Source organism: Streptomyces sp. NPDC032822, assembly GCF_055578825.1.
Genome location: NZ_JBVIOL010000007.1, coordinates 416085 through 441990, shown reverse-complemented (window position 1 = coordinate 441990; position 25906 = coordinate 416085). Strand labels below are relative to the sequence as shown.

The 25906-nt window shown below is 69.9% G+C and carries 24 protein-coding genes and 1 pseudogene; 13 read left to right on the top strand and 12 right to left on the bottom strand.

From position 1 onward, the window contains the following. Nucleotides 1–4: 4 nt before the first annotated feature. Nucleotides 5–1294, bottom strand: coding sequence for an amino acid deaminase (locus ACZ5VD_RS22545; RefSeq protein ID WP_468547365.1), 1290 nt, complete (start codon nucleotides 1292–1294; stop codon nucleotides 5–7). A gap of 136 nt (nucleotides 1295–1430) precedes the next feature. Between ACZ5VD_RS22545 and ACZ5VD_RS22540 the strand changes: the two genes are divergently transcribed. The 5 genes from ACZ5VD_RS22540 (at nucleotide 1431) to ACZ5VD_RS22520 (ending at nucleotide 6143) form a co-directional block, all read left to right on the top strand. Further along, on the top strand, nucleotides 1431–2642 hold the full coding sequence (locus tag ACZ5VD_RS22540; protein ID WP_468547364.1) for a sugar kinase: 1212 nt from the start codon (nucleotides 1431–1433) through the stop codon (nucleotides 2640–2642). Beyond that, complete coding sequence (locus ACZ5VD_RS22535) at nucleotides 2639–3400, top strand: IclR family transcriptional regulator (protein WP_468547363.1); 762 nt, start codon at nucleotides 2639–2641, stop codon at nucleotides 3398–3400. Before ACZ5VD_RS22540 ends, ACZ5VD_RS22535 begins: the two co-directional genes overlap by 4 nt. Beyond that, nucleotides 3397–3807, top strand: a complete 411-nt coding sequence (locus ACZ5VD_RS22530; RefSeq protein ID WP_468547362.1) for a RidA family protein — start codon at nucleotides 3397–3399, stop codon at nucleotides 3805–3807. The genes ACZ5VD_RS22535 and ACZ5VD_RS22530 overlap by 4 nt, the downstream gene beginning before the upstream one ends. A gap of 106 nt (nucleotides 3808–3913) precedes the next feature. Next, nucleotides 3914–5392 (top strand): GntP family permease, encoded by a 1479-nt coding sequence (locus ACZ5VD_RS22525; protein ID WP_468547361.1) that lies wholly within the window; start codon nucleotides 3914–3916, stop codon nucleotides 5390–5392. 103 nt (nucleotides 5393–5495) lie between these two features. Then, on the top strand, nucleotides 5496–6143 hold the full coding sequence (locus ACZ5VD_RS22520) for a hypothetical protein (protein WP_468683044.1): 648 nt from the start codon (nucleotides 5496–5498) through the stop codon (nucleotides 6141–6143). A gap of 24 nt (nucleotides 6144–6167) precedes the next feature. Here ACZ5VD_RS22520 and ACZ5VD_RS22515 read toward each other — a convergent pair whose 3' ends face one another. Then, nucleotides 6168–7508 (bottom strand): M14 family metallopeptidase, encoded by a 1341-nt coding sequence (locus ACZ5VD_RS22515; RefSeq protein ID WP_468683042.1) that lies wholly within the window; start codon nucleotides 7506–7508, stop codon nucleotides 6168–6170. A gap of 598 nt (nucleotides 7509–8106) precedes the next feature. On the opposite strand from ACZ5VD_RS22515, the gene ACZ5VD_RS22510 reads away from it, so the two are divergent. Together ACZ5VD_RS22510 and ACZ5VD_RS22505 are read left to right on the top strand one after the other, a co-directional pair. Beyond that, nucleotides 8107–9015: an anti-sigma factor RsbA family regulatory protein gene (locus tag ACZ5VD_RS22510; RefSeq protein ID WP_468683040.1), complete on the top strand. Its 909-nt coding sequence runs from the start codon at nucleotides 8107–8109 to the stop codon at nucleotides 9013–9015. A 109-nt stretch (nucleotides 9016–9124) separates the two neighbouring features. Continuing rightward, complete coding sequence (locus ACZ5VD_RS22505; RefSeq protein ID WP_468547357.1) at nucleotides 9125–10474, top strand: Nramp family divalent metal transporter; 1350 nt, start codon at nucleotides 9125–9127, stop codon at nucleotides 10472–10474. Between the two features lie 11 nt (nucleotides 10475–10485). On the opposite strand, the gene ACZ5VD_RS22500 is transcribed toward ACZ5VD_RS22505, so the two are convergent. Further along, on the bottom strand, nucleotides 10486–11775 hold the full coding sequence (locus tag ACZ5VD_RS22500; protein WP_468683038.1) for a hypothetical protein: 1290 nt from the start codon (nucleotides 11773–11775) through the stop codon (nucleotides 10486–10488). A 117-nt stretch (nucleotides 11776–11892) separates the two neighbouring features. Beyond that, nucleotides 11893–12402: a SigE family RNA polymerase sigma factor gene (locus ACZ5VD_RS22495; protein WP_468547355.1), complete on the bottom strand. Its 510-nt coding sequence runs from the start codon at nucleotides 12400–12402 to the stop codon at nucleotides 11893–11895. Nucleotides 12403–12540: 138 nt separating this feature from the next. Between ACZ5VD_RS22495 and ACZ5VD_RS22490 the strand changes: the two genes are divergently transcribed. Beyond that, entirely contained in the window at nucleotides 12541–12966 is a 426-nt protein-coding gene (locus ACZ5VD_RS22490; RefSeq protein ID WP_468547354.1) for a hypothetical protein, read from the top strand. A 25-nt stretch (nucleotides 12967–12991) separates the two neighbouring features. On the opposite strand, the gene ACZ5VD_RS22485 is transcribed toward ACZ5VD_RS22490, so the two are convergent. Both ACZ5VD_RS22485 and ACZ5VD_RS22480 read right to left on the bottom strand, forming a co-directional pair. Further along, the gene (locus tag ACZ5VD_RS22485) at nucleotides 12992–13186 is read right to left on the bottom strand and encodes a hypothetical protein (RefSeq protein WP_468547353.1); all 195 of its coding nucleotides are present in this window, start codon (nucleotides 13184–13186) and stop codon (nucleotides 12992–12994) included. 8 nt (nucleotides 13187–13194) lie between these two features. Continuing rightward, nucleotides 13195–14046, bottom strand: a complete 852-nt coding sequence (locus tag ACZ5VD_RS22480) for a helix-turn-helix domain-containing protein (protein ID WP_468683036.1) — start codon at nucleotides 14044–14046, stop codon at nucleotides 13195–13197. Between the two features lie 259 nt (nucleotides 14047–14305). Here ACZ5VD_RS22480 and ACZ5VD_RS22475 point away from each other — a divergent pair, with 259 nt between their 5' ends. Continuing rightward, nucleotides 14306–14809 (top strand): ATP-binding protein, encoded by a 504-nt coding sequence (locus tag ACZ5VD_RS22475; RefSeq protein WP_468683034.1) that lies wholly within the window; start codon nucleotides 14306–14308, stop codon nucleotides 14807–14809. A gap of 46 nt (nucleotides 14810–14855) precedes the next feature. Here ACZ5VD_RS22475 and ACZ5VD_RS22470 read toward each other — a convergent pair. The 6 genes and pseudogenes from ACZ5VD_RS22470 to ACZ5VD_RS22445 all read right to left on the bottom strand — a co-directional run. Beyond that, a pseudogene (locus tag ACZ5VD_RS22470) lies at nucleotides 14856–15380 on the bottom strand (DUF1266 domain-containing protein); the annotation flags it as partial. Nucleotides 15381–15470: 90 nt separating this feature from the next. Continuing rightward, nucleotides 15471–16043 carry a hypothetical protein gene (locus ACZ5VD_RS22465; protein WP_468683032.1) on the bottom strand — a complete coding sequence of 191 codons (573 nt, stop codon included), beginning with the start codon at nucleotides 16041–16043 and terminating at the stop codon, nucleotides 15471–15473. 10 nt (nucleotides 16044–16053) lie between these two features. Then, on the bottom strand, nucleotides 16054–16356 hold the full coding sequence (locus ACZ5VD_RS22460) for a hypothetical protein (RefSeq protein ID WP_468547351.1): 303 nt from the start codon (nucleotides 16354–16356) through the stop codon (nucleotides 16054–16056). Nucleotides 16357–16379: 23 nt separating this feature from the next. Then, nucleotides 16380–20924, bottom strand: a complete 4545-nt coding sequence (locus ACZ5VD_RS22455) for a putative T7SS-secreted protein (protein ID WP_468683030.1) — start codon at nucleotides 20922–20924, stop codon at nucleotides 16380–16382. Beyond that, a complete protein-coding gene (locus ACZ5VD_RS22450) occupies nucleotides 20924–21583 on the bottom strand; it encodes a hypothetical protein (protein WP_468547349.1) in 660 nt (219 codons plus the stop codon). The genes ACZ5VD_RS22455 and ACZ5VD_RS22450 overlap by 1 nt, the downstream gene beginning before the upstream one ends. After that, complete coding sequence (locus ACZ5VD_RS22445) at nucleotides 21577–22173, bottom strand: hypothetical protein (protein ID WP_468683028.1); 597 nt, start codon at nucleotides 22171–22173, stop codon at nucleotides 21577–21579. Before ACZ5VD_RS22445 ends, ACZ5VD_RS22450 begins: the two co-directional genes overlap by 7 nt. Nucleotides 22174–22558: 385 nt before the next feature. On the opposite strand from ACZ5VD_RS22445, the gene ACZ5VD_RS22440 reads away from it, so the two are divergent. The 4 genes from ACZ5VD_RS22440 to ACZ5VD_RS22425 all read left to right on the top strand — a co-directional run bounded on the left by ACZ5VD_RS22440 (nucleotide 22559) and on the right by ACZ5VD_RS22425 (nucleotide 25906). After that, a complete protein-coding gene (locus tag ACZ5VD_RS22440; protein ID WP_468683026.1) occupies nucleotides 22559–23476 on the top strand; it encodes a hypothetical protein in 918 nt (305 codons plus the stop codon). Nucleotides 23477–23546: 70 nt separating this feature from the next. Next, a complete protein-coding gene (cpaB, locus tag ACZ5VD_RS22435; RefSeq protein ID WP_468547346.1) occupies nucleotides 23547–24254 on the top strand; it encodes a Flp pilus assembly protein CpaB in 708 nt (235 codons plus the stop codon). A gap of 9 nt (nucleotides 24255–24263) precedes the next feature. Further along, entirely contained in the window at nucleotides 24264–25523 is a 1260-nt protein-coding gene (locus ACZ5VD_RS22430) for an AAA family ATPase (RefSeq protein WP_468547345.1), read from the top strand. 2 nt (nucleotides 25524–25525) lie between these two features. Then, complete coding sequence (locus ACZ5VD_RS22425) at nucleotides 25526–25906, top strand: TadE/TadG family type IV pilus assembly protein (protein ID WP_468547344.1); 381 nt, start codon at nucleotides 25526–25528, stop codon at nucleotides 25904–25906.

The window sequence follows — 25906 nt, the reverse complement described above, 5'->3', positions numbered from 1 at the left end:
CTCCCTAGAAGAACGTACGGATGTAGTCGACGACCGTGCCGTCCGCCTCGGCGAGCGGGATCAGCTGCCACTTGTCGAAGGACGTGCACGGGTGGGACAGCCCGAGGCCGACCCAGTCGCCGACCTCCAGATCCGCCTCCGGGCCCGTCCGCAACCAGGCGTGCTGGTCGGACAGGGACGTCACCTCGATGCCGGTCGCCGGACGCTCGACACCGCCCCCTTCCCCCTCCCCGTTCCTGCGGACGACCTGGGCGACGGGCAGGTCGAGGTCGTACGCCGCGTCCCGCTTGCCCGCGTTCAGGAAGGCCTGCTCGGCGGAGGGCCGGGACACCACCTGTGCCCAGAGCCGGAAGGCGGGCTCCAGGGCACCCTCCTCGGGCACCCGGTTGAAGGGGGTGATCTTCCGGTAGTGGCCGTCGTCGTGCGAGACGTAGGCGCCCGAGCGCAGCACCTTCAGGACCGGGAGGGAGAGTCCGGGGATCTCGGTGAAGACGTCGGCCACCGCGTCGAACCAGGCGCTGCCGCCCGCGCTCACCACGATCTCCTCCGCTCCCGTGCCCGCGAACCGGCCCGCCTTGTCGAAGTCCGCGGCGAGGGCGACCAGCCGCCGGAGCCAGCCGCGCACCCGCTCCGGGGTGGCCTGCGGGACCTCGCCCTCGTAGCCCGCCACGCCGACCAGCCGCAGCGTCCGCGTCCCCGCCACGGCGTCCGCGACCGCCGCGCACTGCGCCTCCGTACGGACGCCGGTGCGGGCGCCCTCGCCGGCGGCCAGCTCGACGACGACGTCCAGGGGGCGGCGCGCTCCGCGCAGGGCCGCGTCCATCAGCTCGACACCGCGCACGGAGTCGACGTAACAGATGACGCGGAAGTCGTCGTCGGCGTCGAGCTCGGAGGAGATCCAGCGCAGGGCGGGCGCGTCCACCAACTCGTTCGCGAGGAAGACCCGTTGGACGCCGAACGCCCGGGCCACCCGTACCTGGTGCGGCACGGCGAGGGTGATGCCCCACGCCCCGTGCTCGATCTGCCGCTGGAACAGCCGGGGGGCCATGGAGGTCTTGCCGTGCGGTGCGAACGCCAGGCCGTGGCGGGTCGCGTATGTCTCCATGAGCCGCAGGTTGTGCTCCAGGCGCTCGGCGGAGAGGGCCAGCACCGGGGTGGCGAAGCCGCCGGTGAAGAGGTTGCGGCGCTCGGCGGCCAGCTCGCCGACGGTGCGGCCGTCGGCGTCCGGAGGGAGGCCCTTGAAGCGGTGGTCGACGCGTTCCTCTGCCAGGCGGGCGAGCGCCTCGGTGGCCATGGAGCCTCCCTGATCAGGTGCGTTGCATTTCTTGCAACGCTCGTTGCGTATATTGCTTACGGCTGTCTAACATCTCGCCCAACGCGGGGTCAACGGGGCCGCCGCCCCGCACCAGGTTCGAGGAGCTACGACGATCGTGACCAACACCGGACCCCGCAATGCCTTTGACGTCGTGGACGTCGTCGCGCTCGGCGAGTCCATGGTCACCTTCCTGCCCTCCGGCCCCGGCCGCCTCGCCGACGTACCGTCCTTCGAGCGGGCGATCGGCGGGGCCGAGTCCAACGTGGCGTGCGGGCTGGCCGCCGCCGGACACACGGCGAGGTGGGTCAGCCGGGTCGGGACCGACGGGTTCGGGCAGCACCTGGTGCAGCGGATCGCCGGGTACGGGGTCGACGTCTCCGCCGTGCACCGGGACCCGGCGCGCCCGACGGGCATCTACTTCCGCACCGCGGGCGACCGTTCCACCGACGCCCACGAGGTCGCGTACTACCGGGCGGGCTCGGCGGCCTCCGCGATGTCCGCGGCCGGCCTGGACCTGGACGTGGTCCGGGCGGGCCGGATCCTCCACCTCTCCGGCATCACCGCCGCCCTCTCCGACAGCTGCCTGGACCTGCTGCGCGAGCTGACCGCCCCCCGGCCCGGCCGCCCCCTGGTCTCCTTCGACGTCAACCACCGGGCCGGCCTGTGGCGGGACGCCGACGGACCGCGGGTGCTGCTGGAGCTGGCCCGCGGGGCCGACATCGTGTTCGTGGGTGAGGACGAGGCGGAGGAGGCATGGGGAGTGACGGGAGGGCCGTCGGCCCTGCGTGAGGCGCTCCCCGAGCCGGGGGTGCTCGTGGTGAAGCAAGGAGGGAGGGGGGCTGTGGCATTCGTTTCCGGTGCGGCGCCGTGGGGGCCGGCCGCGCCCCGCGACGGAGCCGCACACCGACACGGCCCCGCGCCCCTCGGGTCGGACGGCGGCCCATGGCCGCAGATCGCCGTCCCCCCGGTTCGTCCCATCCCGCGAGCACCGGCGAGAGACGGTCACCCCCGGCCCGTCCCCGCCCCGGGTGTCCTTGTTCCCGCCCCGCACGTGGACGTCGTGGCGGCGACCGGGGCCGGTGACGCCTTCGCCGCCGGATTCCTCTCCGCGACCCTGCGTGAACTGCCCCTTCGGGACCGTCTCCGGCACGGCCACCTCTGGGCCGCAGCCACCCTCACCGCCCCCGGTGACCTGGCCGCGCCCCCCGCCCGCGACCACGCCGACCGGCTGGCCGCCCTGGACGAGGACGCGTGGGGGACACTTCGACTCGGCCCCGGCTGGACACAGGCCGCACACCGGGCCGACCAGGAGGTACGTACGCCATGAGCCAGACCGTCGACCGCGCGCTCAGCATCCTGCCGCTGCTCGCCGAGGGCCCCGCCGACCTGGGGCAGGTCGCCGACCGCCTCGGCGTCCACAAGTCCACGGCCCTGCGCCTCCTGCGCACCCTGCACGAGCACGGCATGGTCTACCGCCAGTCCGACCAGCGCTACCGCCTCGGCGCCCGCCTCATCGCCCTCGCGCAGGAGGCGATGGAGAACCTCGACATCCGCGAGATCGCCCACCCCCACCTCGTACGCCTCAACGAGCAGTGCGGACACACCGTGCACCTCGCCGTCCACGAGGAGGACGAGGTCCTCTACATCGACAAGGTGGAGAGCCGCTACCCGGTGCGGATGTACTCGCGGATCGGCAAGCCCGTCGCCATCACCGTCGCCGCCGTCGCGAAACTCCTCCTCGCCGACCTGCCCGAGGCCGAGCGCCGGGTGCGCGCCGACCAGCTCGACTACCCCCTGTACACGGCCCGTTCCACACCCAACGCCCCCGCTTTCCTGCGGGAGTTGGAGAAGGTGCGCGAACAGGGCTGGGCCACCGACCTCGGCGGCCACGAGGAGTCCATCAACTGCATCGCCGCACCGATCCGCGGCGCCGACGGCCGGGTCGTCTCCGCGATGTCGGTCTCCGCGCCGAACGTCGTCGTCACCGCCGACGAACTCCTCACCCTGCTGCCGCTGGTCCGCCGTACCGCGGACGCGATCAGCGGCGAGTACTCCGGCAGAACACCAGCAAAGGACACCGTATGACGGACAAGATCGCGCTCACCCCGAAGACCCACACCGCCCCGCCCGCGAAGTTCTCCCACGGGGTGCGGAAGGGCAACATCCTCCAGGTCGCCGGCCAGGTCGGCTTCCTGCCCGCCGAGGAGGGCACACCGCCCACGCCCGCCGGGCCGACCCTGCGCGAGCAGACCCTCCAGACCCTCGCCAACGTCAAGGCGATCCTGGAGGAGGGCGGCGCGAGCTGGGACGACGTGATGATGGTCCGCGTCTACCTCACGGACGTCGACCACTTCGCCGAGATGAACGCCCTCTACAACGCGTACTTCGAGGAGCAGGCCCTCACCGCTCCGCCCGCGGCCCGCACGACGGTCTACGTCGGCCTCCCCGCCGGGCTGCTCGTCGAGATCGACGCCCTCGCCGTTCTGGGCTGACACCCGCTCGACTCCCGCACGCCGTACACGGCATGGCACCCCCCGGGTGTGCCATGCCGCGATCCGCCCTGCCCGAAAGCCGTATGCGCCTACCCAGAGGACCCCCATGTCCCATCCGCTCGCCGCCACCGCTCCCGCCGAGACGCCACCCCACACCGGTGGCCTGCTCCTCCTGCTCGACGGCACCGCGGGCCTCCTCACGGTGGCCGCCCTCGGCATCGCGCTCCTGCTGTTCCTGATCATCAGGATCCGGCTCCAGCCGTTCGTCGCCCTCCTCGCCGTCTCCATAGCCGTCGGTCTGCTCGCCGGTCTCTCGGTCACCGAACTCTTCGGCACGGTCCAGCGGTCGGACGCCGTCTCCACCATCGAGTCCGGTATGGGCGGCATCCTCGGTCATGTCGCGATCATCATCGGCCTCGGCACCATGCTCGGCGCGATCCTCGAAGTCAGCGGCGGGGCCGAGGTGTTGGCGTCCCGGCTGCTGAACCTCTTCGGCGAGCGGCGGGCACCGCTCGCCATGGGCCTGACCGGCCTGATCTTCGGCATCCCGGTCTTCTTCGACGTCGGCATCTTCGTCCTCGCGCCGATCGTGTACGCGGCGGCCAAGCGCAGCGGCAAGTCGATCCTGCTCTACTGTCTGCCGCTGCTCGCGGGTCTGTCGATGACCCACGCCTTCCTGCCCCCGCACCCCGGCCCGGTGGCCGCCGCCGGTCTCCTCCACGTGGACCTCGGCTGGGTCATCCTGATGGGCATCGTCTGCGGTGTCCCGGCGGTCCTCGCGGCCTGGGCGTACTCGGCCTGGATCGGCCGGCGGATCTTCGTCGCCGTTCCGCAGGACATGGTCGAGGCGGCGGCCGAGGCCAGGCTCGCCGTGCTCGACGAGCAGCGCGAGTCGGGCGTGGAGCCGCAGGAGAAGCCGGTACCGCTCGGCACGGTCCTCGGCATCATCGGCACCCCGCTGGTGCTGATCCTCGCCGCCACCTTCTCCTCGATCGCCCTGGACCCCTCCACCACCCGCTCGGTGATCGAGTTCTTCGGCAGCCCCTTCGTGGCCCTGACGATCGCCCTGCTCCTCGCGTACTACCTCCTCGGCATCCGCCGCGGCTGGTCCCGCAAGTCCCTGGAGACGGTGTCGACCTCGTCGCTGAAGCCGGTCGGCAACATCCTGCTGGTCGTCGGCGCCGGCGGTATCTTCGGCGCGGTCCTCAAGGCCAGCGGCGTCGCCCAGGCCCTCTCCGACACCTTCAACGACGTCGGCCTCCCCGTGATCGCCCTCTCCTACCTGATCTCCGTCGTGCTGAGGGTCGCCCAGGGCTCGGCGACGGTCGCCATCGTCACCACGGCCGGCATCGTGGCCCCGCTGCTCGCCGCGGGCGACCACTCCCAGGCCTTCGTCGCCCTCGTCATCATGGCCATCTCGGCCGGCTCCATCTTCGCCTCGCACGTCAACGACGGCGGCTTCTGGATGGTCGCCAAGTACTTCGGCATCAGCGAACGGGACACCTTGAAGACGTGGACCGTGCTGGAGACGGTCCTGTCGGTGGCCGGGTTCGCGGTGGCGGCGGTGCTGAGCCTGTTCGTTTAGCCCGGTCTGGCCCGTACTCGCCGGGTAGTCGCCGTGTAGGCGTCTGATAACGAAGTGGGGGCCGACTGTGTCCGACACAGGATCGTCGACCATACTGCCCGCTGTGGAGCAGCGCATAGGTTCGAGCAGCCAGCCCCCGGAAGGCGCCGGATTCGACCCGGCTTTCATCCCCGGGCTCACCTCACCCGCGTCCGGCGACCCGGCGGGCACGAAGCCGGCGGATGCCGAGCCGGCGGACGCCGAGCCTGAGGAGGTCGGGCCTGAGGAGGTCGGGTCGGAGACAGCCGACAAGGCCGCGTCCGGCGAGGCCGTGTCCGAGGATTCGGCCGCCGAGGAGGACGCGCCCGAGGCGGCGGACGACTCCGTCGAGACAGACCGGGAGTCCGAGGAGTCCGACGGTCCCGTCTTCGAGGCGGCCGACCGCCGCGCGAAGATCGTCGCCGACCACAAGGGCGTACGACTCGCCCTCGACGACCAGAAGTGTGAGTTCCGCTGGGACGAGATCGGCGCGGTCGAGACGGAGTCCCCCCGCTTCGGCAAGCGGTTCACCATCACGGTCCACACTCCTGACCGCCGCTGGTACCCGATCGAGATCGAGGCGACGGCCAGGAGCCGGTTCACCGAGTGGGAGTCACAGCTGGACGCGGTCCTCGACGCCTACTTCGAAGAAGGTGCGGAAGAAGGCGCGGAGGACATCGCGGAAGGCACCGGGAAGGACGTCGAGGGAGACGTCAAGGAAGGCGCCTCCTAGCGGCCGGTGGCCGGCCGTTAGCCGCTAGCCGCAGTACTGGGCCTCCTTGCCGATGGACCGGTACATGCAGTCCGAGTTCTCCAGGAGTTGGAGCACGGCGTCCCGGTTGCGGGCGGTCTCCCGGTCGATGACCTCGTCGGGCGGGTAGAAGCCGCCGCCGGAGCCGGACGACGGGTACATCTCGAAGGTGTACGCGAAGATCTTCTGGGAGCCCCAGAGATAGTCGTCGATCGAACCGTCCGTGATGTACAGATCGCTGGACTGCTCCGGCGTGTAGCCGTTGCTGGCGGCCATCTTCCCGCCGACGCTCGCGAACGCGTTGCGGTCGTCGGCCGTCATGCCGGTGGTGGTGTCGGCGCTGGTGTAGCCGAAGGGCCACAGGACCAGCTCGCTGTAGGTGTGGAAGTCGATGCCGGTCCTGATCTGCTGGACCCCGCCGACGACCCGGCTGCGCACGAAGTTCGCGACGACCTTGACCTCGGGCGCCGACTCGGCGGCCGGTCCCCGGTAGGTCTCGGAGGACGTCGACCCGGACGAGCCGCCGCAGCAGCCCCAGCGGTAGTTCCAGTTGCGGTTGAGGTCGGTGCCGACGTACGACGAACCGCTGTTGGGCTGCCGGTTCTTGCGCCACGACCGGTACGAGCCGGTGGCCACGTCGTACTCGCCGCCGTCCGGGTTGAGATCCGGGACGATCCAGATCTCACGGTTGTTCACCATGCTGGTGACCCGGGAGTCGGTGCCGTAGTCGGAGGTCAGCTCGCGCAGCAGGTAGAGCGCCATCTCGACGGTGAGATGCTCCCGCGCGTGCTGGTGGTGGGTGAACAGCACCTCGGGCTCGGACTCGTCGGTGGCGACGTTGTCGCTGATCTTGATGGCGACGATGTTCCGGCCCTGGTACGAGGTACCGATGACGCGCTGACTGGCGATACCGCTGTTCGCCGAGACCAGCGAGTTGATCTCGCTCGTCATCTCCGCGTAGTTGTGGTAGCGGGAGTCGGCGGAGGGGAAGTCGAAGAGGCGTACGTCGTCCTCGCCGCTCGACCGGTCCGGTACGGCACCCGAGGGCGTGACCTCGTAGCCGAGTCGCCTGAGCTTGTCGACCTGGTCCGCGCGGCCGGAGATGAAGACCGAGTGGTCGTCGGCGTCGTCGACGCTCACGCCGGACCGCTGAAGTGCCGTACGGGACTCGGCGTCCGAGTGCATGTGCACTTCGTACGGACGGATGTCGTCCGCCGACGCGGCCGGTCTGTCGGTGCTGTCGGCGTTCGCGGAGAGCGGGGCCGCGAGGGCGAGGGCGAGCACGGCGGCGAGAGCGGCGTACCGTCTGCCGCCCCGGGTGCCCGAGCCACGGATACGAAGTCGCATGAAGTCTCCTAGGTTCTCCGGGAATTCCGGGATCTCCGGAAGTGGGGAGTGGAGCGGGGGGTGGTGGTTCAGCGACGTGCGGGTGCGTCCGTGCGGGTGTGTGGCTCATCGTCTGCGTCTGGCATGAGCAGGTCAAGAGCGAATAAAGACGCGATGGCGTGAACCGTGCGGCGCGAAGGGCCGCGCAGTGTACGCGCGTCAACGGCCCGCGGCGCGGTCCCCGGCGAAGTGCACCCGTGGGTGTGACCGCCGCGTGCATATATGCCGGACTTCGGGACAAGGTGAGGCATTCACACACCCCCAGAGACTGGCTGATCATGGGCGGATCAGCGCCACGACGGGACGGACACCCGCCGGTCGAGACGATCCGCTTCGTCGACCGGCGCCGCGAACAGGCCGAGGGCGAACTGCTGACACGGGCGCGGCCGGTCACGCCGACCGGGCCCGGCGGCGTCGGCAGGACCCGCCTCGCCGTACGCGTCGCGGCCCGCGTCGAGCGCGCCTTCCCGGACGGCGTGCGCCGCGTGCACCTGGCCGGACCGCGCGACCCGGATCTCACCCCGCGCACCGGTAGACCGACCCCCACGAAAGGCACCCCATGCCCCACCGACCCGCGCCCACCCCCAGCGCGTTCGACCACCGCATGTCCGTCGTCGGCACCGACGACGAGTTCCTCGCCGCCGCGCTCCCCTTCCTCGCCGAAGGCCTCGCCGCGACCGGCGAACCCCCGCCCGTGGCCATCGTCGACCCCGACAAGCTGGACCTCCTGCACGACGCCCTGGGCAGCGACATCAAGGACGTCGGCCTCATCCCCCACACCGAGTGGTACACGGGATCGGCCGCCAACGCCGTGGCGCAGGGCGCCGGTTATCTCGCCGCGCACGCCGGCCCCGGCGGTCGCGTCCACCTCCTGATGGAGCCCGTCTGGAACGGCCGCGCCGGCCGCACCCCGCGCGAGACCGCCGAGTGGATCCGCTACGAGACCCTCGCCAACCTCCTCTTCGCCCCGTTCGCGACCACCGTCCTGTGCGCCTACGACACCCGCACCGCGGGTCCCGCCATCGTCGGCGCGGCCCGCCGCTGCCACCCCGACACCGGCGTGTACGAGGACCCGGCCCGGATCAGCGCCGAGCTGGACGCCGTACCGCTGCCGGAGCCCCCGGCCGACGCGGAGCCGCTGGGGCGGCCGGACACCGAAGCCGTCCGGCGGCGGGCGCGGGCGCGTGGACTGGGCCTCGCGGACGCCGAGTTGTTCGCGGAGTCGGTCATCGCGGCGGCCACCACCGTCGGTCCGGTCGCCGGCACCCTGCTGTGGGGCGAGGCCCCGTCGTGCGTCTGCGAACTGCGGACCGCGCGCCGCGTCGACGACCCCCTCGCCGGTTTCGTCCCGCCGCCCACCGGCGACCTCGAACCGGAGCAGGGGCTGTGGTTCGCCCGCCAGGTGTGCGCCTACGTCGACGTCCGCGACGACGGGCGCGGGACGACCGTACGTCTCCAGTACGTATAACCGCCCTGGTCGGAACGTCCGTACCGGGTGAACGAGCACGCAAAGCCACCGTCTTCCTTCACCGCACGCCCCCTTGTGCCCCCGCCCTCTTTACGCTTTCTTGATCGGCATGGCGGACACCACGGACAACACAGCGACAGGACCGGCCACCTCAGCACCCCGGAAGTCCAGTTGGAAGTACATCGGCCCGGGAATCGTCGTCGCCGCCACCGGCGTCGGTGCCGGCGACCTCGTCGCCACCCTCATCGCGGGCAGCAACTTCGGCTACACCCTCCTGTGGGCCGCCGTCATCGGCTGCCTGGTGAAGATCTCCCTCGCCGAGGCGGCGGGCCGCTGGCACCTGTCGACCGGCCGCACCCTCTTCGACGGCTGGGCGAGCCTGGGCCGCTGGACGACGTGGTTCTTCGTCGTCTACGTCGTGATCTGGGGCTTCGTCTACGGCGCCGCCGCGATGTCGTCGAGCGCGCTGCCCCTGCAGGCCCTGTTCCCGGACGTGATGGACCTGAAGGCGTGGGCCGTCCTGTGCGGTCTGGTCGGCCTGGTCTTCGTCTGGTTCAACAAGTACGCGGTCTTCGAGAAGGTCATGACCGTCCTGGTGGGCGTCATGTTCGTCGTCACCGTCTACCTGGCCATCCGCGTCACCCCCAACCTGGGCGACGCCTTCGCCGGCCTGCTCCCCGTCCTCCCCGACGAGAAGGACTCCGTCCTCAACACCCTCGGCCTGATCGGCGGCGTCGGCGGCACCATCACGCTGGCCGCGTACGGCTACTGGGTCAACGCCAAGGGGTGGACCGACACCGGCTGGATGAAGGTGATGCGCCTCGACAACCGCGTCGCCTACATCACCACCGGCATCTTCGTCATCTCCATGCTCTTCGTCGGCGCGGAACTCCTGCACTCCACGAACGTGTCCATCGCCGGCGGCGACAAGGGCCTGATCCAGCTCAGCGACATCCTGGAGGACAAGTACGGCACGGCGACCGCGAAGTTCTTCCTGATCGGCTTCTTCGCGACCTCCTTCACCTCCCTGATCGGCGTCTGGCACGGCGTGAGCCTGATGTTCGCGGACTTCGTGGCGCGTTTCCGCGCGGGCAGGGGCTCCGGCGCCTCCGAGAGTTCCGGCGCCTCCAAGGGCTCCGCTTCGAGCACGGCGGTCGCCTCCGGTGAGCGGGAGCGGTCCTGGCCCTTCCGCGCGTACCTGCTCTGGCTGACCTTCCCGCCGATCGTGCTGCTCTTCCAGGGCGAGCCGTTCCGCCTGATCATCCTGTACGGCGTGCTCGGCGCGGCCTTCCTCCCCTTCCTGGCCGGCACGCTGATGTGGCTGCTGAACTCCGCCCGCACGCCACGGGAGTGGCGCAACGGCCCGATCAGCAACGCGATGCTGTCGATCGCCGGGCTGCTGTTCCTGGTCCTGTGCGTGAAGCAGATCTGGGACCAGCCGTGGGCGGAGTTCTTCTAGCCCGGCCAGGTTCAGCCGAGCTCGTCCCACCGCGGGCTGAGGGCGATGGCCCGCAGCTGCTCGACCGTGAGGGCGGGCGTCTTGCGGGTCGCGTCGCTGTTCTGGTCGGCGCTGTTGAAGGCGCTGATCACGACCCGCATGCCGTTCGCCCGCATGGTGTCGGCGGTCCACATGAGGACCCCCTCGCCCTCCTTCTCGCCGGGCCCCTGCCGGACGGCGACCCGGATGCCGTCCGGCAGCGTCTCGGAACCGGTGCCGGAGCCGTAGAGCTCCTCCGCGACGCCCCGCATGTCGGGCTGGACGTTGACCTGGACGAAGCTCCTGCCCTTGCCGTCGTCGACGACGAGGTAGGCGTACTGGGCCTCCTGGCCGCCCTTGGCGACCACCTTGAAGCCCTTGGGCAGCAGCCCGGTGAGGGTCTGCCGGATGGCCTCGGCGTCGGCGCCGGTCGGAACCAGCCGGGTCGTCGAGGGCCCGGGCTTCGCCGCGTCCGCGGGCATCGCGTCGACCGCGCGCCGCCACACCGCGGCGGTCACGACCTTCTTCAACCGGTCCTTGGACAGCGGAGGGTCGGGCCTGCTGATCGGGGCGTCCTTCTCGGCGGCGGCGTTCCACTCGCTCGCCGTCACGTACTGCCCGGCGGGCGTGATCAGTTCGGCGGTCCACAGCTTGGTGTCGACGCGCCGGTCGGGATACTCGTACCCCTGGATGATCCTGAGCACCGACCCGTCGGCCAGCCTGCTGGTCCCGCAACTGTCGTACGACGACAGCTCCTTGTCCGGGCACTCGGTGATCTCACGGGCCCGGTCGCTGCCCGGCTCGACCCGGTCGAGGCCCAGGGAGAACGCCCCGGCACCCTTGCCGTCGTCGAACACGACGTGCGCGTACGGCGGCAGGTCCTCGTCCGTGCCGCGCGCGTCCGTCCCGCTGAACTCGCCCTCGGGGAACAGCTCCTGGAGCGTACGGATCATGTCGGCCCGGGACATGGGCAGGGGCGAGGCCGTCGCGCTCGGGGAGACGCCGGGCCCGGCGGCCACGGAGCGCTGCTCCTTGCCCCGCAACGATCCGTCCCCGTCCCAGGGCAGCCCGGGCAGGAGCAGCGTCCCGCCCACACCGACGAGCGCGAGGCCCGCCGTCCCGCCCGCGACCGCGGCCCGGCGGCGCAACCGCAGCCGGCGCCCGCGGGCCTGCCCGGCGGCGGCGAGCGCGGCGCCGTCGGGGTCGAAGGTGTCGCCGGCCTGGCGCAGTGCGGCGCCGAGCCGGTCCTCGAAGGGGTCGCTGTACTGCTGGTCGACGGGCATGACAAACCACCGTTCCGGCGTGGTTGGAAGGAGGGACGTAGGGGTGAGTGGGGAAGGGACGGTGATCAGGGCTGTGGTCAGAGGTGTGGGTCAGAGGTGTGGGTCAGGGGCCGTGGGTCAGGGGCTGACGTACTCGGAGAGGTTCTCGCCGAGCAGCTCGCGCAGCCGGCCGAGCGCGCGGGTGCACCGGGTGCGTACGGCCGCCGAGCTGGCGTTCATCGCGTCCGCGGTCTCCTCGATGGACCGGTCCTCCCAGTACCGCAGGACGATGACCGCCCGGTCCTTGGCGGGCAGCCGCGCCAGCGCCTCCAGCAGTGTCAGCCGCAGGGTGACGTCGCCGGGTGCGCCGTCCGCCCGCTCGGGCAGCACGTCGGTGGCCCGCTCGGTACTGCTGCGGCGCCGCTGATGGGCGAGGAACGTCCGGGTGAGGACGGTCTGCGCGTACCCGGCGGGATTGCCGACGCGGGTCACCCGGTGCCAGCTGATGTACAGCCGGCCCAGGGTCTCCTGCACCAGGTCCTCGGCGAGATGCGTGTCCCCCGCGGTGAGCAGGCACGCGGACCGGTACAGGTGCGCCGCGCGCGCCGCGGCGAACTCCGCGTACTGATCCGCCAGGACCCTTCTCATGAACTCCCCCTGCTGCCCGCCCCGAACGCGTCCTCACCCTATTGATGCGGTGAACCCCACGAAATGTTTCACGACGCCTGCCCGGGACGCCGACGGGTAGGTTGCGTGCGTATCCCCTGGCGCGAGGAGCGGTGAACGATGAACCACGCGGCGCACGGCCCGCAACCGCCGACCGACCCACAGCAGCCGCACGGCGGCCGGATCCCGCCACCACCCCCCACCCCTCCGGGCTTCGGCCCGCCACCCCCGATGACCGGGGCCGGGGCCGGCCCCGCCACAGGCACCGGCCCGGAGTTCCTCGCGGTCGACCGGGACAGCTCGATCGTGGTCGACGGCTCGGGCGTCACCTTCGAGATCAACGGCCACGAAGCGGAGTTCCCCTGGCCGGAGGTCCGCAGCGTCCACTACAAGGCGAGCCCCTCGGGCAAGTCCCTGATGATGGCGGTCGTCCACGTCGACGGCGAAGTGTACGAGTGCGTGGTGGACGCGAGACCGAGAGCGCTGCTGGGGGAGTGGTTCGGGCAGCTGGCACGGGTGTTGGGGTATTTCCGGCCGATGGGGTAGGTGGGGTGGGGTGGTGTGGGGCAGGTCAGAGGAGGTGGTCTGCCTTCCCGGCCTTGATGTCGAGGATCATGGTGCGGAGGGCTTCGCGGGAGTCGGTGAGGTAGGTGTCCTCGGCGCCGGATATGGCGATGTAGGCGTTGCCGGTGGGGTCGGTGCCGAGGCGGAAGCAGTTGTTGCCTTCACCGCAGAACGGCTCTTCCCAGGCGATGTTGTCGGTCACGGAGTCTCCTACAGTTCACGGGCGATCTTGTGGATGACGTCACGTGATGTTTCCGGACTCACCGACGAGGCGTCCATCCAATCCAGATGCGCACGGTACTTCGTCAGCTGCGCCTCGGCATGGGTGAATTCCGGCCCGTGAGCCGAGTCCAACTGCACGGTGTCCAGTTGGGGCACAGCCCCGTCCGCGTAGAGCAGGGCGTGTCCCGCGCCGGGAAAGTCTCCCTTGGACGTGGGGATCACGCGGACCTCTACGCCATCTCGTTCGGATTGGGCGACCAGATGCTTGAGCTGCTGCCGGGTCGCTTCGGTGCCGCCGTACGGCATGCGCAGAGCGACTTCATGGACGTAGGCGACATACGGCAGCGGGTTCGGCCGCTCGAAAGCCTGCTGACGCTCCATGCGGTGCGCGACGCGCAGTTCGATCTCCAACCGGCTCAGCGGCGGCAGTACGGCAGTGAAGACGGCTCGGGCGTACTCCTCGGTCTGGAGCAGTCCTGGAGCATGCATGACCTGAGCGGTCCGAACACGGACGGCGTGCCACTCCAACTCGGCAATGTCCAGAAGCCCGGAGGGGAGCGTCCCGCGGTGACGCTCCCACCAACCGCGCTCCTTCCGGACTGCCATGTCCACCAGAGCGTCAACGTAACTCGCCTGTGTGCAGGCGTAGTTGCAGGCCAGGGTGCGAATGCGTTCGGGGGAGAAGGGCCGGATACCCGACTCCATGTTGGACAGCCGCGTCCTGTCGATCCCCAGGAGGCCCGCCGCGTACTCCGTGGTGGCGCCCGCTGCCAGCCGCATCTTGCGCAGCTCGGCGCCGAGGCGCTTCTGCCGTTCCGTTGGCGTGGTTCTGGTTGGCATGGCCACAGTCTGCCTGGACCGGGGTGAGTGCGTCCACGCACTAGAGGGGTAATTGTCTCTGAATAGATGGACAGTGTGACTCCGCTGTCTCTACAGTCTGTAACGCGCCAGCTACTTAAGGCGGTTGGAAGCGCATCGCGTGAGCCTGCCCGCTACCTCCTCCCCTGGGAGGGGTGGGCCCGCGTCAGGGAGACATGCCACCGGCCGCCGTCATCACCCACGACAGTCCGCAGTCCACGCACATCGGAGGAGTCCCGCCATGCCCATTTCCCGCTGCCCCGTGGCCCCGGCCTTCGCGGCCGACCCCACCGCTCCCGTGCCCGAAACCCTCTCCTACAGCTTCACGCTGCCTTCGGCGTTGGCGAGCCCGGCCCTGGCGAGAGTCGCGACGAGGGAGATCCTCAAGGCCCACGACCTGCACGACATGCTGGACCCGGCGCTGCAAGCGGTCGGCGAACTCACGGCAACGGCAGCCCAGTTCACGGAGTCACCGACCTTCTACCTCTCCCTCCGCTACCGCTCCTCCACCCTCCGCCTGATCGCCTACGACAGCCACCCCCGCCACACCCACCCCCGCCTCGCCACGGCCTGCGACACCCGCCGCCGATTGGCCCTCCGCGTCCTGGCCTGCGTCTGCCGTGCCTGCGAGGGGACTTGGGGCTTCGGCGAGGCCCGAGAACCCGGCGGGGGGACGCGGATGTGGGCGACGCTGCCGAGGGAGAGCGCGGCGGCGTACGGGCGTCCTGGCGGAAGGGGATGTTGAGCCAGGGGCTGCCGGGGTCGGACATCAGGATCTGATGGGCAGTGACCATGTCCTGGTACCACTCCCCGAACTCCTCGTCGTCGAAGTGGAGGCATCGTCCGAGGACGTAGCCGGCGGAGAAGTTCTGCCATGACCTGTGCGACGGTGCCGCCGTCCGACCGGCCTTGATGACGATGGCCTCGGCCTCCTCCAGATTCCCGAACCGGGCGCCGAGCCCCCATCGCGCCATCTTCGAGGCCCGTCCGAGATCCCACGCGTCGACGGAAGTGACATACCGGCCCTCGTCGAGCACCCCGTCCGCGCGCATCCGTGCCTCGTACCGGGTGATACGCCCGATGAGCCGCTGTACACCGTCGACGCGCGCCCCGGTGTCGGTCTCGGACCGAGGATCGATCTTGGTGACACCGTCGTCAGTGACCACGGTCGAGCCGTCGGCGCTGGCGCGAATGACGTTGGCGGCAGCCTGACGCCAGTACCCGATCTCGACGTGTCCACCGAAGTCGCGCGCGATGGTCCGGCGCAGGCGGAGTGCAAAATCCCATGCTGAGCTGTGCGATTCGCAGGCGATCAGTTTCCGGAGAGCGGAAAGCCACTCGTTCCGAGTGGTGATACCCCACCACTCGCGAAGACGTTCGCGCTCTGTGTCGTAGCCCTTGCCGTGTCAGGCCATGGCGTTCCAGAGGCTGCCGTTGTTCAGGCACAGCAGAACGCCACAGGCGAGCCCATGGGCGACGGGCCCGTGCAGCGGGCCGCCGACCCGGAGGGCGCGCAGCCGCATGGAGGTGTCCGGAGCGCCGAGTCGCTCGGCGACCCGGGACCACTCCGTCGAACCCGGTGGGCCGTAAGGCACCACGACTTCGCACGGGCTGCCGGGGTTGACCGCGATCGAGGCCGGCGAGTCCTGACTCCAGACCCGGGCGATCCAGCTCAGTGACGCGCTCGAATACACCACGTCCGGTTGCGGCGCCGGCAGCATTCCGTCGGTGAACAACTCCCACCGCCAGGTATGGGTAAGTGGGTCACGGAAGTACAGTCGAGGTTTTCGCTCGGGCTCCGTGTCAAGGCGCGCACGATCGGCTCGATAGTAAAGCCGCACGCGCGCGAGTACATCGTAGTAGGCGGCCCAATCGCCACGGGCCTTGGTCTCGAACAGGGCCCGCTCGATCTCGGTCGGTGCGGTCCAGGCGGGTGATGTGAGGGACCCGAAGCCGACGGGTGGAGGGCCGAAATGCACAGGAGTATCCTCAGGAATCTGTTCCGAACTCTGTATCCAGACGTTCGCGCCAGTCGCTGTCTCCGAGACCGGAACCCACCAGAACGTCGCGAAAGTCACGGCGTGCGAATTGTGCCCAGTTGAGCAACCGATCCACGTCACTCCGTCCGCCGATTAGAGTTGCCGCAATAATCCTCTCCGACTCTGCCCCAGAAAATCCTTCTTCTTTCTCCAGGTCGGACGCAAGTTCAGCAAGTAGATCCTCGACTGCCTGCCGGTCTTCTGGCGTGTAGTCCTTGGAGATCCGGAACTTGATTCGCGGGGTCAGTTGCATTGCTTCACCCTTTCCTGTGGTGATTAGAGCTGGGGGGCGAGTAAGTAGTCGCCCACTTCGATGTATCCAGCATCGCGAAGCTGTTCGAGTTCTCTAACAAATACGGCTGGACCGCCATCTGGACCTTTAAGGTAACCAGGTTCCTGTGGAGATGCCAAATATGCATCCCTTCTTTCGCTGATGATCTTCTGGATCCAGGCGTCATTTATATCGCGAGACCAGCCCTCGGGTATGTGTAGAACATCGTGCCCTTCCCAATCGCGGGCAATCTTGGTATCCCATCTTCGTCCAATTACGGCAATAGGTCCGTTCCGGTCCGACGGTTCTGTCCGTGAGCTTGCAGGCGGACATTCATCTGGTGCAAGCCCTAAGTGATCGGAGAAAGTCTGAGGGTTTCGAACGTATGCTGAGGGGTTGGGGGTGGGCGCAAGGCCGAGGATATCTGGCGTCAGGTACCGGGCAGCTTCCGGCTCGTAGTAGCGGAAGTAGTTGTAGTGGAGGCCGGTTTCGGGGTCGTAGTACTGGCCGGGGAAGCGCAGGGGCGTGTACGTGGTGCTGTCGGCGGCCCAGGCGGTGGTGCCCCACAGGGTGCTCCGTGTCCGCCAGGCGATCTCACCCTGTTCGTCGACGAGTTCGCTGGGTGTGCCGACGAGGTCGGTGATGATGGCGAAGAAGCGGGAGTCGATTTGCCCCTGCGGGGCATCCGCGGCCGTGATGCGTTCGGTCTGGGCGATGGGGTGCAGGCCCCGGTGGTCCCAGGTGAGGGTGACGGGGTTCGGGAGTTGCGGGGACGTCGTCGTCTGCTCGCACAGGGTCGTGCCGTCCCAGGTGAAGTCCACGCGTTCGGCGACGGTTTCGCCGTCGGCGGCCAGGCGGAGTTTCGCCGTGCGGCGGCCCAGGGGGTCGTAGGTGTAGCACCAGCGGGTGCCGTCCGGCGTCACCGCGGACGTCAGGCGGTCCTCGGCGTCCCACTCGTACCGCCACGTGTCCGGTTTGCGGGACAGGCGGGTCTTCTGACGCAGGGTGATGCGGCCGAGGGCGTCGTGTTCGTAGCGGACGTCGCCCGCGCGGGTGATGCGCGTGCCCGTGTACTCGCGCGCGCCTCTCGCCTCCCTGCCGGGGTGAGTCTCCGGCCACGACGCCGAGGCCTGGTTGCCCGCCGTGTCGTAGGCGTAGGTCTCTGTCCAGTTCGCCGCGTGTACCGCCGTCACCCGGCCTGCCGTGTCCAGGTCGAAGCGGCGGGTACCGGAGAGCTGGTCGTCGATGGCGGTGACGTTGCCGTCGGCACGGTACGTGTACGCGCGTGACTGGACGGTGTGGCCACCCGCGCCTGTCACGTCCTGCGTGGTCACGCGGCCGAGTTCGTCGAAGCCGTGCTCCAGGGTGACCGTCTCGCCGATGTGGCGTGCCAGTTCGCGGCCGGACACGTCGTAGGTGAAGTCGATAGCCCGGCCGGAGGCAACCATCCCGGTGCGGCGGCCTGCCTCGTCGTACGACCATGTCGTCGTGGCGCCGATCGGAGTCGTACGGCCCGTTCGGCGGCCCAGTTGGTCGTATGAGTACGTCAGCTCGCGACCGTCGACCGCCTCTGAACGTAAGCGGCCGTAGCGGTCCCGCAACCGGGTCAGAGTGGTGCCGTCCGGGCCCGTGGACTGGGCGAGTTGGTCGGTCATGTCGTACGCGTACGTCGTGACCCGGCCGGACGCGTTCTTCCGTACCACCCTGCCCAGGTCGTCGCGCTCGAACGTCACGACCTCGCCCAACACGTTCGTGCGGGAGGCCAGTCGGTCAGCCGCGTCGTACGTGTACGTGAGGGTGCGGGCGTCGAAGTCCGTTTCCGTGGCCAGGCGTCCGGCCGCGTCGTAGTCGTATGTCCAGGTCAGGCCCTGGGGGTTGGTGACCTTCGTCAGCTGCAGATCGAGGTTGTGGTCGAACTCGTAGCGGACACCGTCCGGGCCCGTGCGTGCCGTCAGGAGGTCGAAGTGCGTGTACTCGAAACCCGAGACTCCGCCCATCGCGTCCGTGTGACTGGTGCAGTTGCCCTCGCCGTCGTATGTCCAGGTCTCGGCCGTGCCGTCCGGTGCCGTACGGCGGGACAGGCGGCCCTCGACTGTCCACTCCAGGCGGGTCACCGCGCCGGTCGGGTCCGTGATCGTGATGGGGCGGCCGAAGGCGTCGCGTTCGTAGCGTGTGACCGCGCCGAGTGGATCCGTGATCCGCAGGGGGAGGCCCGCGCGATCGCATTCGACCGATGTCGTGTGCCCCAGTGGGTCGGTCACCGAGGTGAGGTGGCCCGCTTCGTTGTGGGCGAAGCGGGTGGTCCGGCCAGACGGGGTGGTCACCGAGGTGCGGTTGCCGCGTTCGTCGTAGGTCTGGCGGACGACCGTCCCGTCCGTCCTCACCACCTTCGTCGGAAGGCCGAGTTCGTTGTAGTCGGCCCTCGCCTCGCGTCCGTCGGGGCGGGTCAGGGCGAGGAGGTTGCCTGTCTCGTCGTAGCGGAACGTCGTGCGGTGGCCCAGCGGGTCCGTTCTGGACAACAGGCGGTTGTAGCGGTCGCGTTCGAAGCGGGTGACCGCACCGAAGGGGCCGGTCTCGGCGACCACTTGGCAGGCGTCGTTGACGACGTAGCGGCTGGTGTGGCCCGCAGCCGTGGTCGCGGTGGTGACGCGCAGGCCGGTGTCCGGGTCCCTCTCGTCGTAGGAGAGCCGCAGGGACATGTGCCCGTGGGTGCCGCCCTCGGCGATACAGCGGTCCCGGTCGTCGTACGCGTAGGTGTAGGCGCGGTCGTTCGTGTCCGTCCAGGAGGTGACGCGTCCGGCCTCGTCGTAGGTGAAACGCAGGGGCAGGTCCGAGGAGTTGACGACCTCCGTGAGGTTGCCGTCGGTGTAGCCGTAGCGCATCAGGGTCTGGCCGGTCGCCGCCAGGTGGAGGGCCGTGACCCTGCCCTCGAACGTGGAGACGCGTACGTCGTACCCGGCGCTGGAGACGATCCCCAGCGGGATGCCCTCGGTGTCGTACTCGAAGGTGATCCAGTTGCCGTTGCGGTCGTCGATCTGCTCCAGGACCGCGAGGTCGTCGCCGCGGTCGGCGAAGTGCCAGGTGCGGTGCGTCTGTGGGTCGGTGACCGTGTAGCCGCCCTCCACGCGGTCCAGCGGCCATCGCGGGCCGTGGCTGGGGAGGGTGGGGAGGCCGGGCGCCGGATGAGGATAGGCGAGGAGGAGGCCGTCCTCGGTCACGAGGACGACGCCCTCAGCGTCGATCTCCAGGCGCTGGTCGAGCGTCGAGGACCACGAAGGGCCGAACCGACGGCCGTAGTGGTAACCCGATTCCACGCGGCGCTTGAAGACGAGGGGAAGGGCGCCCGGCAGTGTCACGTCCGTCTGCGGCAGGTACATCTTGCCGGTGGTGAGGTCCACCGGGTCCGTGGGGTCCTTGGCCACCTGTTCGCCGGGACTCTCGGTGTCGTGCTCTTCAGGGCGGGTTCTGGCGGTGTCCGCCGCAGAGTTCTCGGCGCCCCTTTTCCCGTCGTGGCGCGCTGCCCGTTCCGCGGCCTCCTCCACCGCGGTTCTCAGTCCGGCCCGTCCCGCCCCGGCGCCCTTGGTGCCGGCCGCTTCGGGCAGCAGCCGGCCGAACCACTCGGACGGGTCCTTCCTGAAGTCCTCCCACGCCGACTTCGCCGCTCGCTCCGGATGCGCACCCGCCGAGACCAGGCCCGACAGCGTCATGCTGACGTTCTGGAGGTGTTCGGCAGGGTGGGTGAGGTTGTAGGGGTCCACCGGGTTCAGGCCGCGGGTGAAGTTGACCAGGCCCGCGGTGCCCTTGGCCACACCGACCACGAAGTGGGTGATCTCGGTGTTGACGGCGCCGAGGCCGTCGTCCCAGCCGGACTTGAGGCGTGCGAGAGGCGGCGGCTCGGCGGGCGCGTGAGCGAGGGCGGCGCGCACCGAGGTCGCGGCGGTGCCGGCGGCAGCGTTTCGCTGGCGGCGGGCCTCGCCGAGGATCTCGTGGGCGCGTTGGACGGCGGCCTTGTCGTCGGCGTCCTTGCCCGCCCGGTAGAGGGTGATTGCCTCGCGGGCCTGCGCCTGTGCCCACTCGACCGTGTCCGCGTACACGGTCAGGGCTGTGGCCGCCCGGTCGCAGGCGTCCGCCGCGTGCAGCCACTTGACGGGATGCATGGCGAACTTCTCACGGAAGGTCTCGGCGGCCTCGCCCTTCCAGGCCGAGGAGTCGAGCTTCCGCATGCCCTGGCCCACGGTGTCGAAGGCGGTGTGGAAGTCCTTCAGGTGCCCGGCCGTGTTCCTGATGTCGGCCGGGTCGCCGTGGACCAGTCGGAGGGGCTGATCCGACTGGCCTAGCTGCTGCTCGTCCGGGGTGGCACCGAGGTCGGAGGCGATGGTGTCGCCGACGGAGTCGACCTTGTCGGCCCAGTCGTGGGCGCCGAGGTCGTCCAGGCGGTCGCTGACGGCGTTCGTACCCTGGTCGATTCCCTTGCCGACGAGCTTCTTGCCCACGTCGAGGCCGTCTTCCAGCTTGCCGAGGCCGGAGTCGACGAAGTCTCCGACCCCCATCAGCCGACGTCCCCGTCCTGTCCGTCGTCCTGTCCGAGGGTGTCGTCCAGCATCCGCTCGTACTCCGCGTCGCCCACCCCAGCAGCGATCCGCAGGTTCTCCGGGGACAGCCCCGGTGCCGGAGCGATCGTGTGGGAGGTCAGCACGTCCCGGCCGGCGTCCTTCCAGCCCCGCTCGCCGTTCTCCCGCGCCTCGTCGAACGACTTCGCGCTGAACTCGGGGTCCGCGAGGGCACTGTTCCGGTGTAGCTCCTGCCAGCTCATCCCCGTGATGTCGTCCTCGGTGGCGTACGGGTTGCCCCCCGCCGAGTTGGCGACGACCTTCATCGCGCCCTCGACGTACTGGTCCGTCTCGTAGTAGGTGCCCGCCGAAAGCTTCACGCCCTCCGCGAAGTCGTTCCCCTCGGCGACGAGCGCGCGCACGCCCCACTCCCAGCGCTCACAGAACGACGTGAAGGCCGACGACAGGTCACCGTGCCCCAACTTCAGCCCCGAAAGCTGGAGTTCGGAGAAACCACGGCCCACCCCGGCGAGGCTGTCGATGCCGAGTTCCCTGAGCTCCTCCAGGGTCAGCGTGATGCCCTTGGCGATCTCGCCGAGCCCGACGGCCTGCAGATCCCCATCCCCGTCCCCCGTACCGCCCGTGCCCCCGTTCACCATGACTCCTTCTCGTCCATCTCCGTGGTCTCCGCATCCACCGCCGCCGCGCCCGGCACGATCCCCGCGACCGGCGGAAACAGCACGCCCTCGCCCTCGCTCCCCACGTCCAGGGCCACCCCGCACGGGACGCCCGTCGACGGGACCGCCGCATCGAGCAACCGGGCTCCAAGGACGCGGCGATACGGCCACTCCCGCGAGCCTTCGCCCCTTGCGGTGGCGAATCGAGCCAGCGCCGACTCGTCCGAGAAGGCGTAGATCCAACGGATTTCGCCATGTTCGCCGGTCAGTGGTGACTCGTCCTCGGCGATCGGGACAAGTACGGCGGTACGGCGGAACTCGCCGAGCAGTGCGGCGAACTCGCGTCGCCTGCGTGCTGCTTCGGGGGGCTCTTCCGGGGTGGCTCCGGCACTGGTGGGCGGCTCGGGCGCCCCGGCGGAGGTGCGGGACGGCCGTACGTGATCCGTTGGAGGCGAGCCTGTCCGCGGGTGGTCGACTCCCGGTGTGACCCGTGCCGTCATCTCGGCGTAGTCGGACAGACGCGACCGGGGTAACTGCCCGGCTGCCGCGTCGCTCTCCGCTGGAACCGCCACGCGGGGAATCATCACATCGGCCTGTCGGCGGGGGCAACGCGGACACTCCGCCGGGGGGGCAAGGATGGCCGGTTGTCGATCAGCGGGCTCAACGACGGGTTTCACGTCGACTGGGATGGCCACCACTGGGGGTGCAAGTTGGTTCGGACCAATTCGGCTGTCAAGGGAACCGTCAAGGAGGCGGGCTCAACTCACCCCGTGGCGAATGATCTTGTGGCACATGCACCCCATCTGGACTGAAATAGCCCCCTTTTGGGCTCCCGACTGGACCAGGAAGTCACAGAAACGCTGTTCTCCGGTCACAGGGGCGTGGTTACAGTGCTCGGGAAGTCACGCAGTGAAGTCGACTGGGTGCGCCCGGGTAGGGCCGGGCGGGCCGACGGGCATGGGATTCGGGGAGCTGCGCGTGCCAACTGCCATCGCCGTGACCAGTGCCGACATGGCGCTGCCGCCGCAGGACGAGCGAACCATGCCCGCCGTGGTCCTGTCGGGCCTGGACAGTGAGCCGCTCGACCGGTCGCTGGCCGTCCTGCAGTCGCTGATCGACCAGCACGGGCATGTGATCGTCGTCAGCTCGCAGGCCGTTCCGCCGGAAGTGGAACGGCGGCTGCACACCGTACGCTCCCTGCTGGAGAGCGACCGGATCGCCCTGTTCCGTCCCGAACTGCCACCCCTGGGACTCGCCGTCCTGGCCCGTCAGTTGAGGCAGCTCGCCTCCTGCGACCTCAGCCCGGGCGTGCTCGCCTCGGCCGGCCGGCTGCTCACCCACTATCTGCACGCCGGAGCGCTCCTCGGCTCCGTCACCAAGCTCGACCGGGTCCCGGTGAACCTCAAGGCACACGCCAAGTCCTGGGTGCCGGGCAGCCAGTTCGGCGTCCTCGCGCATCCGGAGCCGCAGCTGGTGCGGATGGGGCCCGACGCCACCCTCGCGGGCCCGGAGTTCGCCACGTCCATGCTGGTGGCCAGAGGCCAGCTGCAGAGCGACTGGGTCACCGGCTCGCTGGCCAAGGAGTGGAAGGTGCAGGGGCTGCGCGAGAACCCGCTGCCCGCCGAGTCCGCGCGGTGGTGGGGGACCGGCAAGCTGATCGAGTTCTGCACCTTCCTGCCCGATCTGTCGGTCCTTTACCAACTGGTCACCTCGGTACGGCAGAACAGCTGCCACTGGTGCGGCATCGACGTCATCGGCGACCGCTGCGTCTTCTGTTCCGCTACAGCGCCCGCGCAACCGGTCGCACAGAGCCAACTGAACCAACAGAGTCAGCAGCGCCAACTGAACCAGCAGCACCAACTGCCCGCCGGATGACCCCACAAGGGCCGCCGCCCCGCACCCCCCGACTCCGCTCGACCGAACCCCCAATGAGGTTGCACGGCTCATGAACTCCCGTCAGCGCCGCGGCGTGATACTCCTGCTCCTGTCGGTCCTGTGCGCCCTCGGCGCGTTCGCCGGCGTGCTGTCCGTCATCAACGACGTGAAGTCCAAGGTCGGGCCCGAGGTCACCGCGTACCGGCTGAAGAGCCAGGTGGAGCCGTACACCAGCCTCTCCACGACCCAGTTCGAGAAGACCGCGATGCCGGAGCGCTGGCTGCCGGACACCGCGGTCACGAACCTCGCCGACATCCGCGGCAAGATCGCCGTGACCACCCTGCAGAAGGGCTCCCTGCTGCAGAGCGACATGATCGTTGACCAGCCCGCCCTGCAGCCCGGGCAGCAGGAGGTCGCCATCATGATCGACGCGGCGACCGGGGTCGCGGGAAAGATCACGCCGGGCTCCACGGTCAACGTGTACGCCACCTTCGAGGGGCAGCGCGAGGGCGACCCCGACCAGTCGAAGATCATCGTGACGAACGCCCGGGTCATCGACGTCGGCAAGCTGACCGCCCTCGAACCCGACCGGAGCGACGACACCCGGCGGGAGACCGAGGCCCGCCCGATCACCTTCGCGCTCACCACCCTCGACGCCCAGCGCATCACGTACGCCGAGTCGTTCGCCGAGGAGGTCCGGCTCGCACTCGTCGCACCCGGCACCGACACCACCGTCCCGGAACAGGACCGCAGCTACGAACTCGGCAAGGACAAGTGAGAGGCCGCCATGCCCACGAGGATCCTGCCGGCTGTCGGCGACGCGGACGCGGTCCGGTCCATTACGACCCTCCTCAGCCAGCTCCCCGACGCCGAACCGATGGCCCCGGTGGCCGACTCCACCCAGCTCATCGACACCCTCGCCCGCCTCGCCGCCGAGTCCATCGACGAACTGCCCGAGGTCGTGGTGGTCCACGAGCGGATCGGCCCCGTCCCCGCCCTCGAACTCATCCGTGAGGTCGCCCTGCGCTTCCCGGCCGTCGGCGTCATCCTCGTCACCACCGACGCCAGCCCCGGCCTCTTCCAGGCCGCCATGGACTACGGCGCCCGCGGCCTGGTCGCCCTGCCGCTCGGGTACGAGGAACTGGCCGTCCGCGTCCACGCGGTCGCCCAGTGGTCGGTGGGCGTACGGCGTCACCTCGGCGTCGGCGGCGACGTGTTCACCGGCGTCGGCGGCACCGTCGTCACCGTCAGCGGGGCCAAGGGCGGCGTCGGCACGACCCTCACCGCCATCCACATCGCCCTCGCCGCCCAGGCGTCCGGCCGCCCCACCGCCCTGGTCGACATGGACCTCCAGGCCGGCGACATCGCCTCCTTCCTGGACGTCCAGTTCCGCCGCTCGGTCGTCGACCTGGCCGCCATCACCGACATCTCCCCGCGGGTCCTCGCCGACGCCGTCTTCTCCCACGACACCGGCCTCGCCCTGCTCCTCGCCCCCGGCGAGGGCGAACGCGGCGAGGAGGTCACCGACCGCGCCGCCCGCCAGATCGTCAGCGCCCTGCGCTCCCGCTACGAGGTCGTCGTCGTCGACTGCGGCGCACAACTCGGCGGCGCGGGCGCGGCCGTCGTCGAGATGGCCGAGACGGCACTCCTGGTCACCACCCCGGACGTGGTGGCGGTCCGGGGCGCCAAACGGGCCGTACGGATGTGGGACCGGCTCCAGATCCGCAAGGCCGAGGAGACCACGGTCGTCGTCAACCGCCACACCCGCGGTACGGAGATCCAGCCCCCGCTCATCCAGAAGATCACCGGCACCGCCGTCGCCGCCACCGCGATCCCCGCCAACTTCAAGGAACTCCAGGGCGCGGTGGACGCCGGCCGCGTCCACGAACTGGACAACCGGAGCACGGTGAAGCGGGCCCTGTGGACCCTCGCCGGCGAGCTGGGGCTGATCAAGGGCTCCGAGGCACCCGGCCACCGGGCCGGCCGGGCCAAGGGCGGCGACCGGGCCGCGGTCGGCTTCCGCCGACGCCGGGAACTGGGGAGATAGGCATGGACCGCCCCGCACGCGAGGACGACGGCCAGGTCACCGTCGAGTTCCTCGGCATGACCCCGCTGATCATCCTCACCCTGGTGCTCATGTGGCAGTTCGTGCTGCTGGGGTACACCTACACGCTCGCGGGGAATGCTGCGGACGAGGCGGCACGGGCGGCGACGGCGGTTCCGGACGGGGGTGCGCGGCAGGCCGCGTGTCAGCAGGCGGGCCTCGACAAACTGCCGGACGCCTGGAGCGGCGAGGTGTCGTGCACGACCGGGGGCGGCTATGTCAGAGCCACCGTCACCCTGCACGTCCCCGTCCTCTTCCCGGGCTCGATCGGCTTCCCCTTCGACGTCGACGGTCACGCGGGAGCCGTGGAGGAGGTGAAGGACTGA

Excerpts from the sequence above, each read along its gene's own strand:
- ACZ5VD_RS22545 (WP_468547365.1), bottom strand. The coding sequence starts at position 1,294 with ATGGCCACCGAGGCGCTCGCCCGCCTGGCAGAGGAACGCGTCGACCAC.
- ACZ5VD_RS22535 (WP_468547363.1), top strand. The coding sequence starts at position 2,639 with ATGAGCCAGACCGTCGACCGCGCGCTCAGCATCCTGCCGCTGCTCGCC.
- ACZ5VD_RS22530 (WP_468547362.1), top strand. The coding sequence starts at position 3,397 with ATGACGGACAAGATCGCGCTCACCCCGAAGACCCACACCGCCCCGCCC.
- ACZ5VD_RS22525 (WP_468547361.1), top strand. The coding sequence starts at position 3,914 with ATGTCCCATCCGCTCGCCGCCACCGCTCCCGCCGAGACGCCACCCCAC.
- ACZ5VD_RS22515 (WP_468683042.1), bottom strand. The coding sequence starts at position 7,508 with ATGCGACTTCGTATCCGTGGCTCGGGCACCCGGGGCGGCAGACGGTAC.
- ACZ5VD_RS22510 (WP_468683040.1), top strand. The coding sequence starts at position 8,107 with ATGCCCCACCGACCCGCGCCCACCCCCAGCGCGTTCGACCACCGCATG.
- ACZ5VD_RS22505 (WP_468547357.1), top strand. The coding sequence starts at position 9,125 with ATGGCGGACACCACGGACAACACAGCGACAGGACCGGCCACCTCAGCA.
- ACZ5VD_RS22500 (WP_468683038.1), bottom strand. The coding sequence starts at position 11,775 with ATGCCCGTCGACCAGCAGTACAGCGACCCCTTCGAGGACCGGCTCGGC.
- ACZ5VD_RS22495 (WP_468547355.1), bottom strand. The coding sequence starts at position 12,402 with ATGAGAAGGGTCCTGGCGGATCAGTACGCGGAGTTCGCCGCGGCGCGC.
- ACZ5VD_RS22490 (WP_468547354.1), top strand. The coding sequence starts at position 12,541 with ATGAACCACGCGGCGCACGGCCCGCAACCGCCGACCGACCCACAGCAG.
- ACZ5VD_RS22480 (WP_468683036.1), bottom strand. The coding sequence starts at position 14,046 with ATGCCAACCAGAACCACGCCAACGGAACGGCAGAAGCGCCTCGGCGCC.
- ACZ5VD_RS22475 (WP_468683034.1), top strand. The coding sequence starts at position 14,306 with ATGCCCATTTCCCGCTGCCCCGTGGCCCCGGCCTTCGCGGCCGACCCC.
- ACZ5VD_RS22460 (WP_468547351.1), bottom strand. The coding sequence starts at position 16,356 with ATGCAACTGACCCCGCGAATCAAGTTCCGGATCTCCAAGGACTACACG.
- ACZ5VD_RS22455 (WP_468683030.1), bottom strand. The coding sequence starts at position 20,924 with ATGGGGGTCGGAGACTTCGTCGACTCCGGCCTCGGCAAGCTGGAAGAC.
- ACZ5VD_RS22450 (WP_468547349.1), bottom strand. The coding sequence starts at position 21,583 with ATGGTGAACGGGGGCACGGGCGGTACGGGGGACGGGGATGGGGATCTG.
- ACZ5VD_RS22440 (WP_468683026.1), top strand. The coding sequence starts at position 22,559 with ATGGGATTCGGGGAGCTGCGCGTGCCAACTGCCATCGCCGTGACCAGT.
- cpaB (WP_468547346.1), top strand. The coding sequence starts at position 23,547 with ATGAACTCCCGTCAGCGCCGCGGCGTGATACTCCTGCTCCTGTCGGTC.
- ACZ5VD_RS22430 (WP_468547345.1), top strand. The coding sequence starts at position 24,264 with ATGCCCACGAGGATCCTGCCGGCTGTCGGCGACGCGGACGCGGTCCGG.
- ACZ5VD_RS22425 (WP_468547344.1), top strand. The coding sequence starts at position 25,526 with ATGGACCGCCCCGCACGCGAGGACGACGGCCAGGTCACCGTCGAGTTC.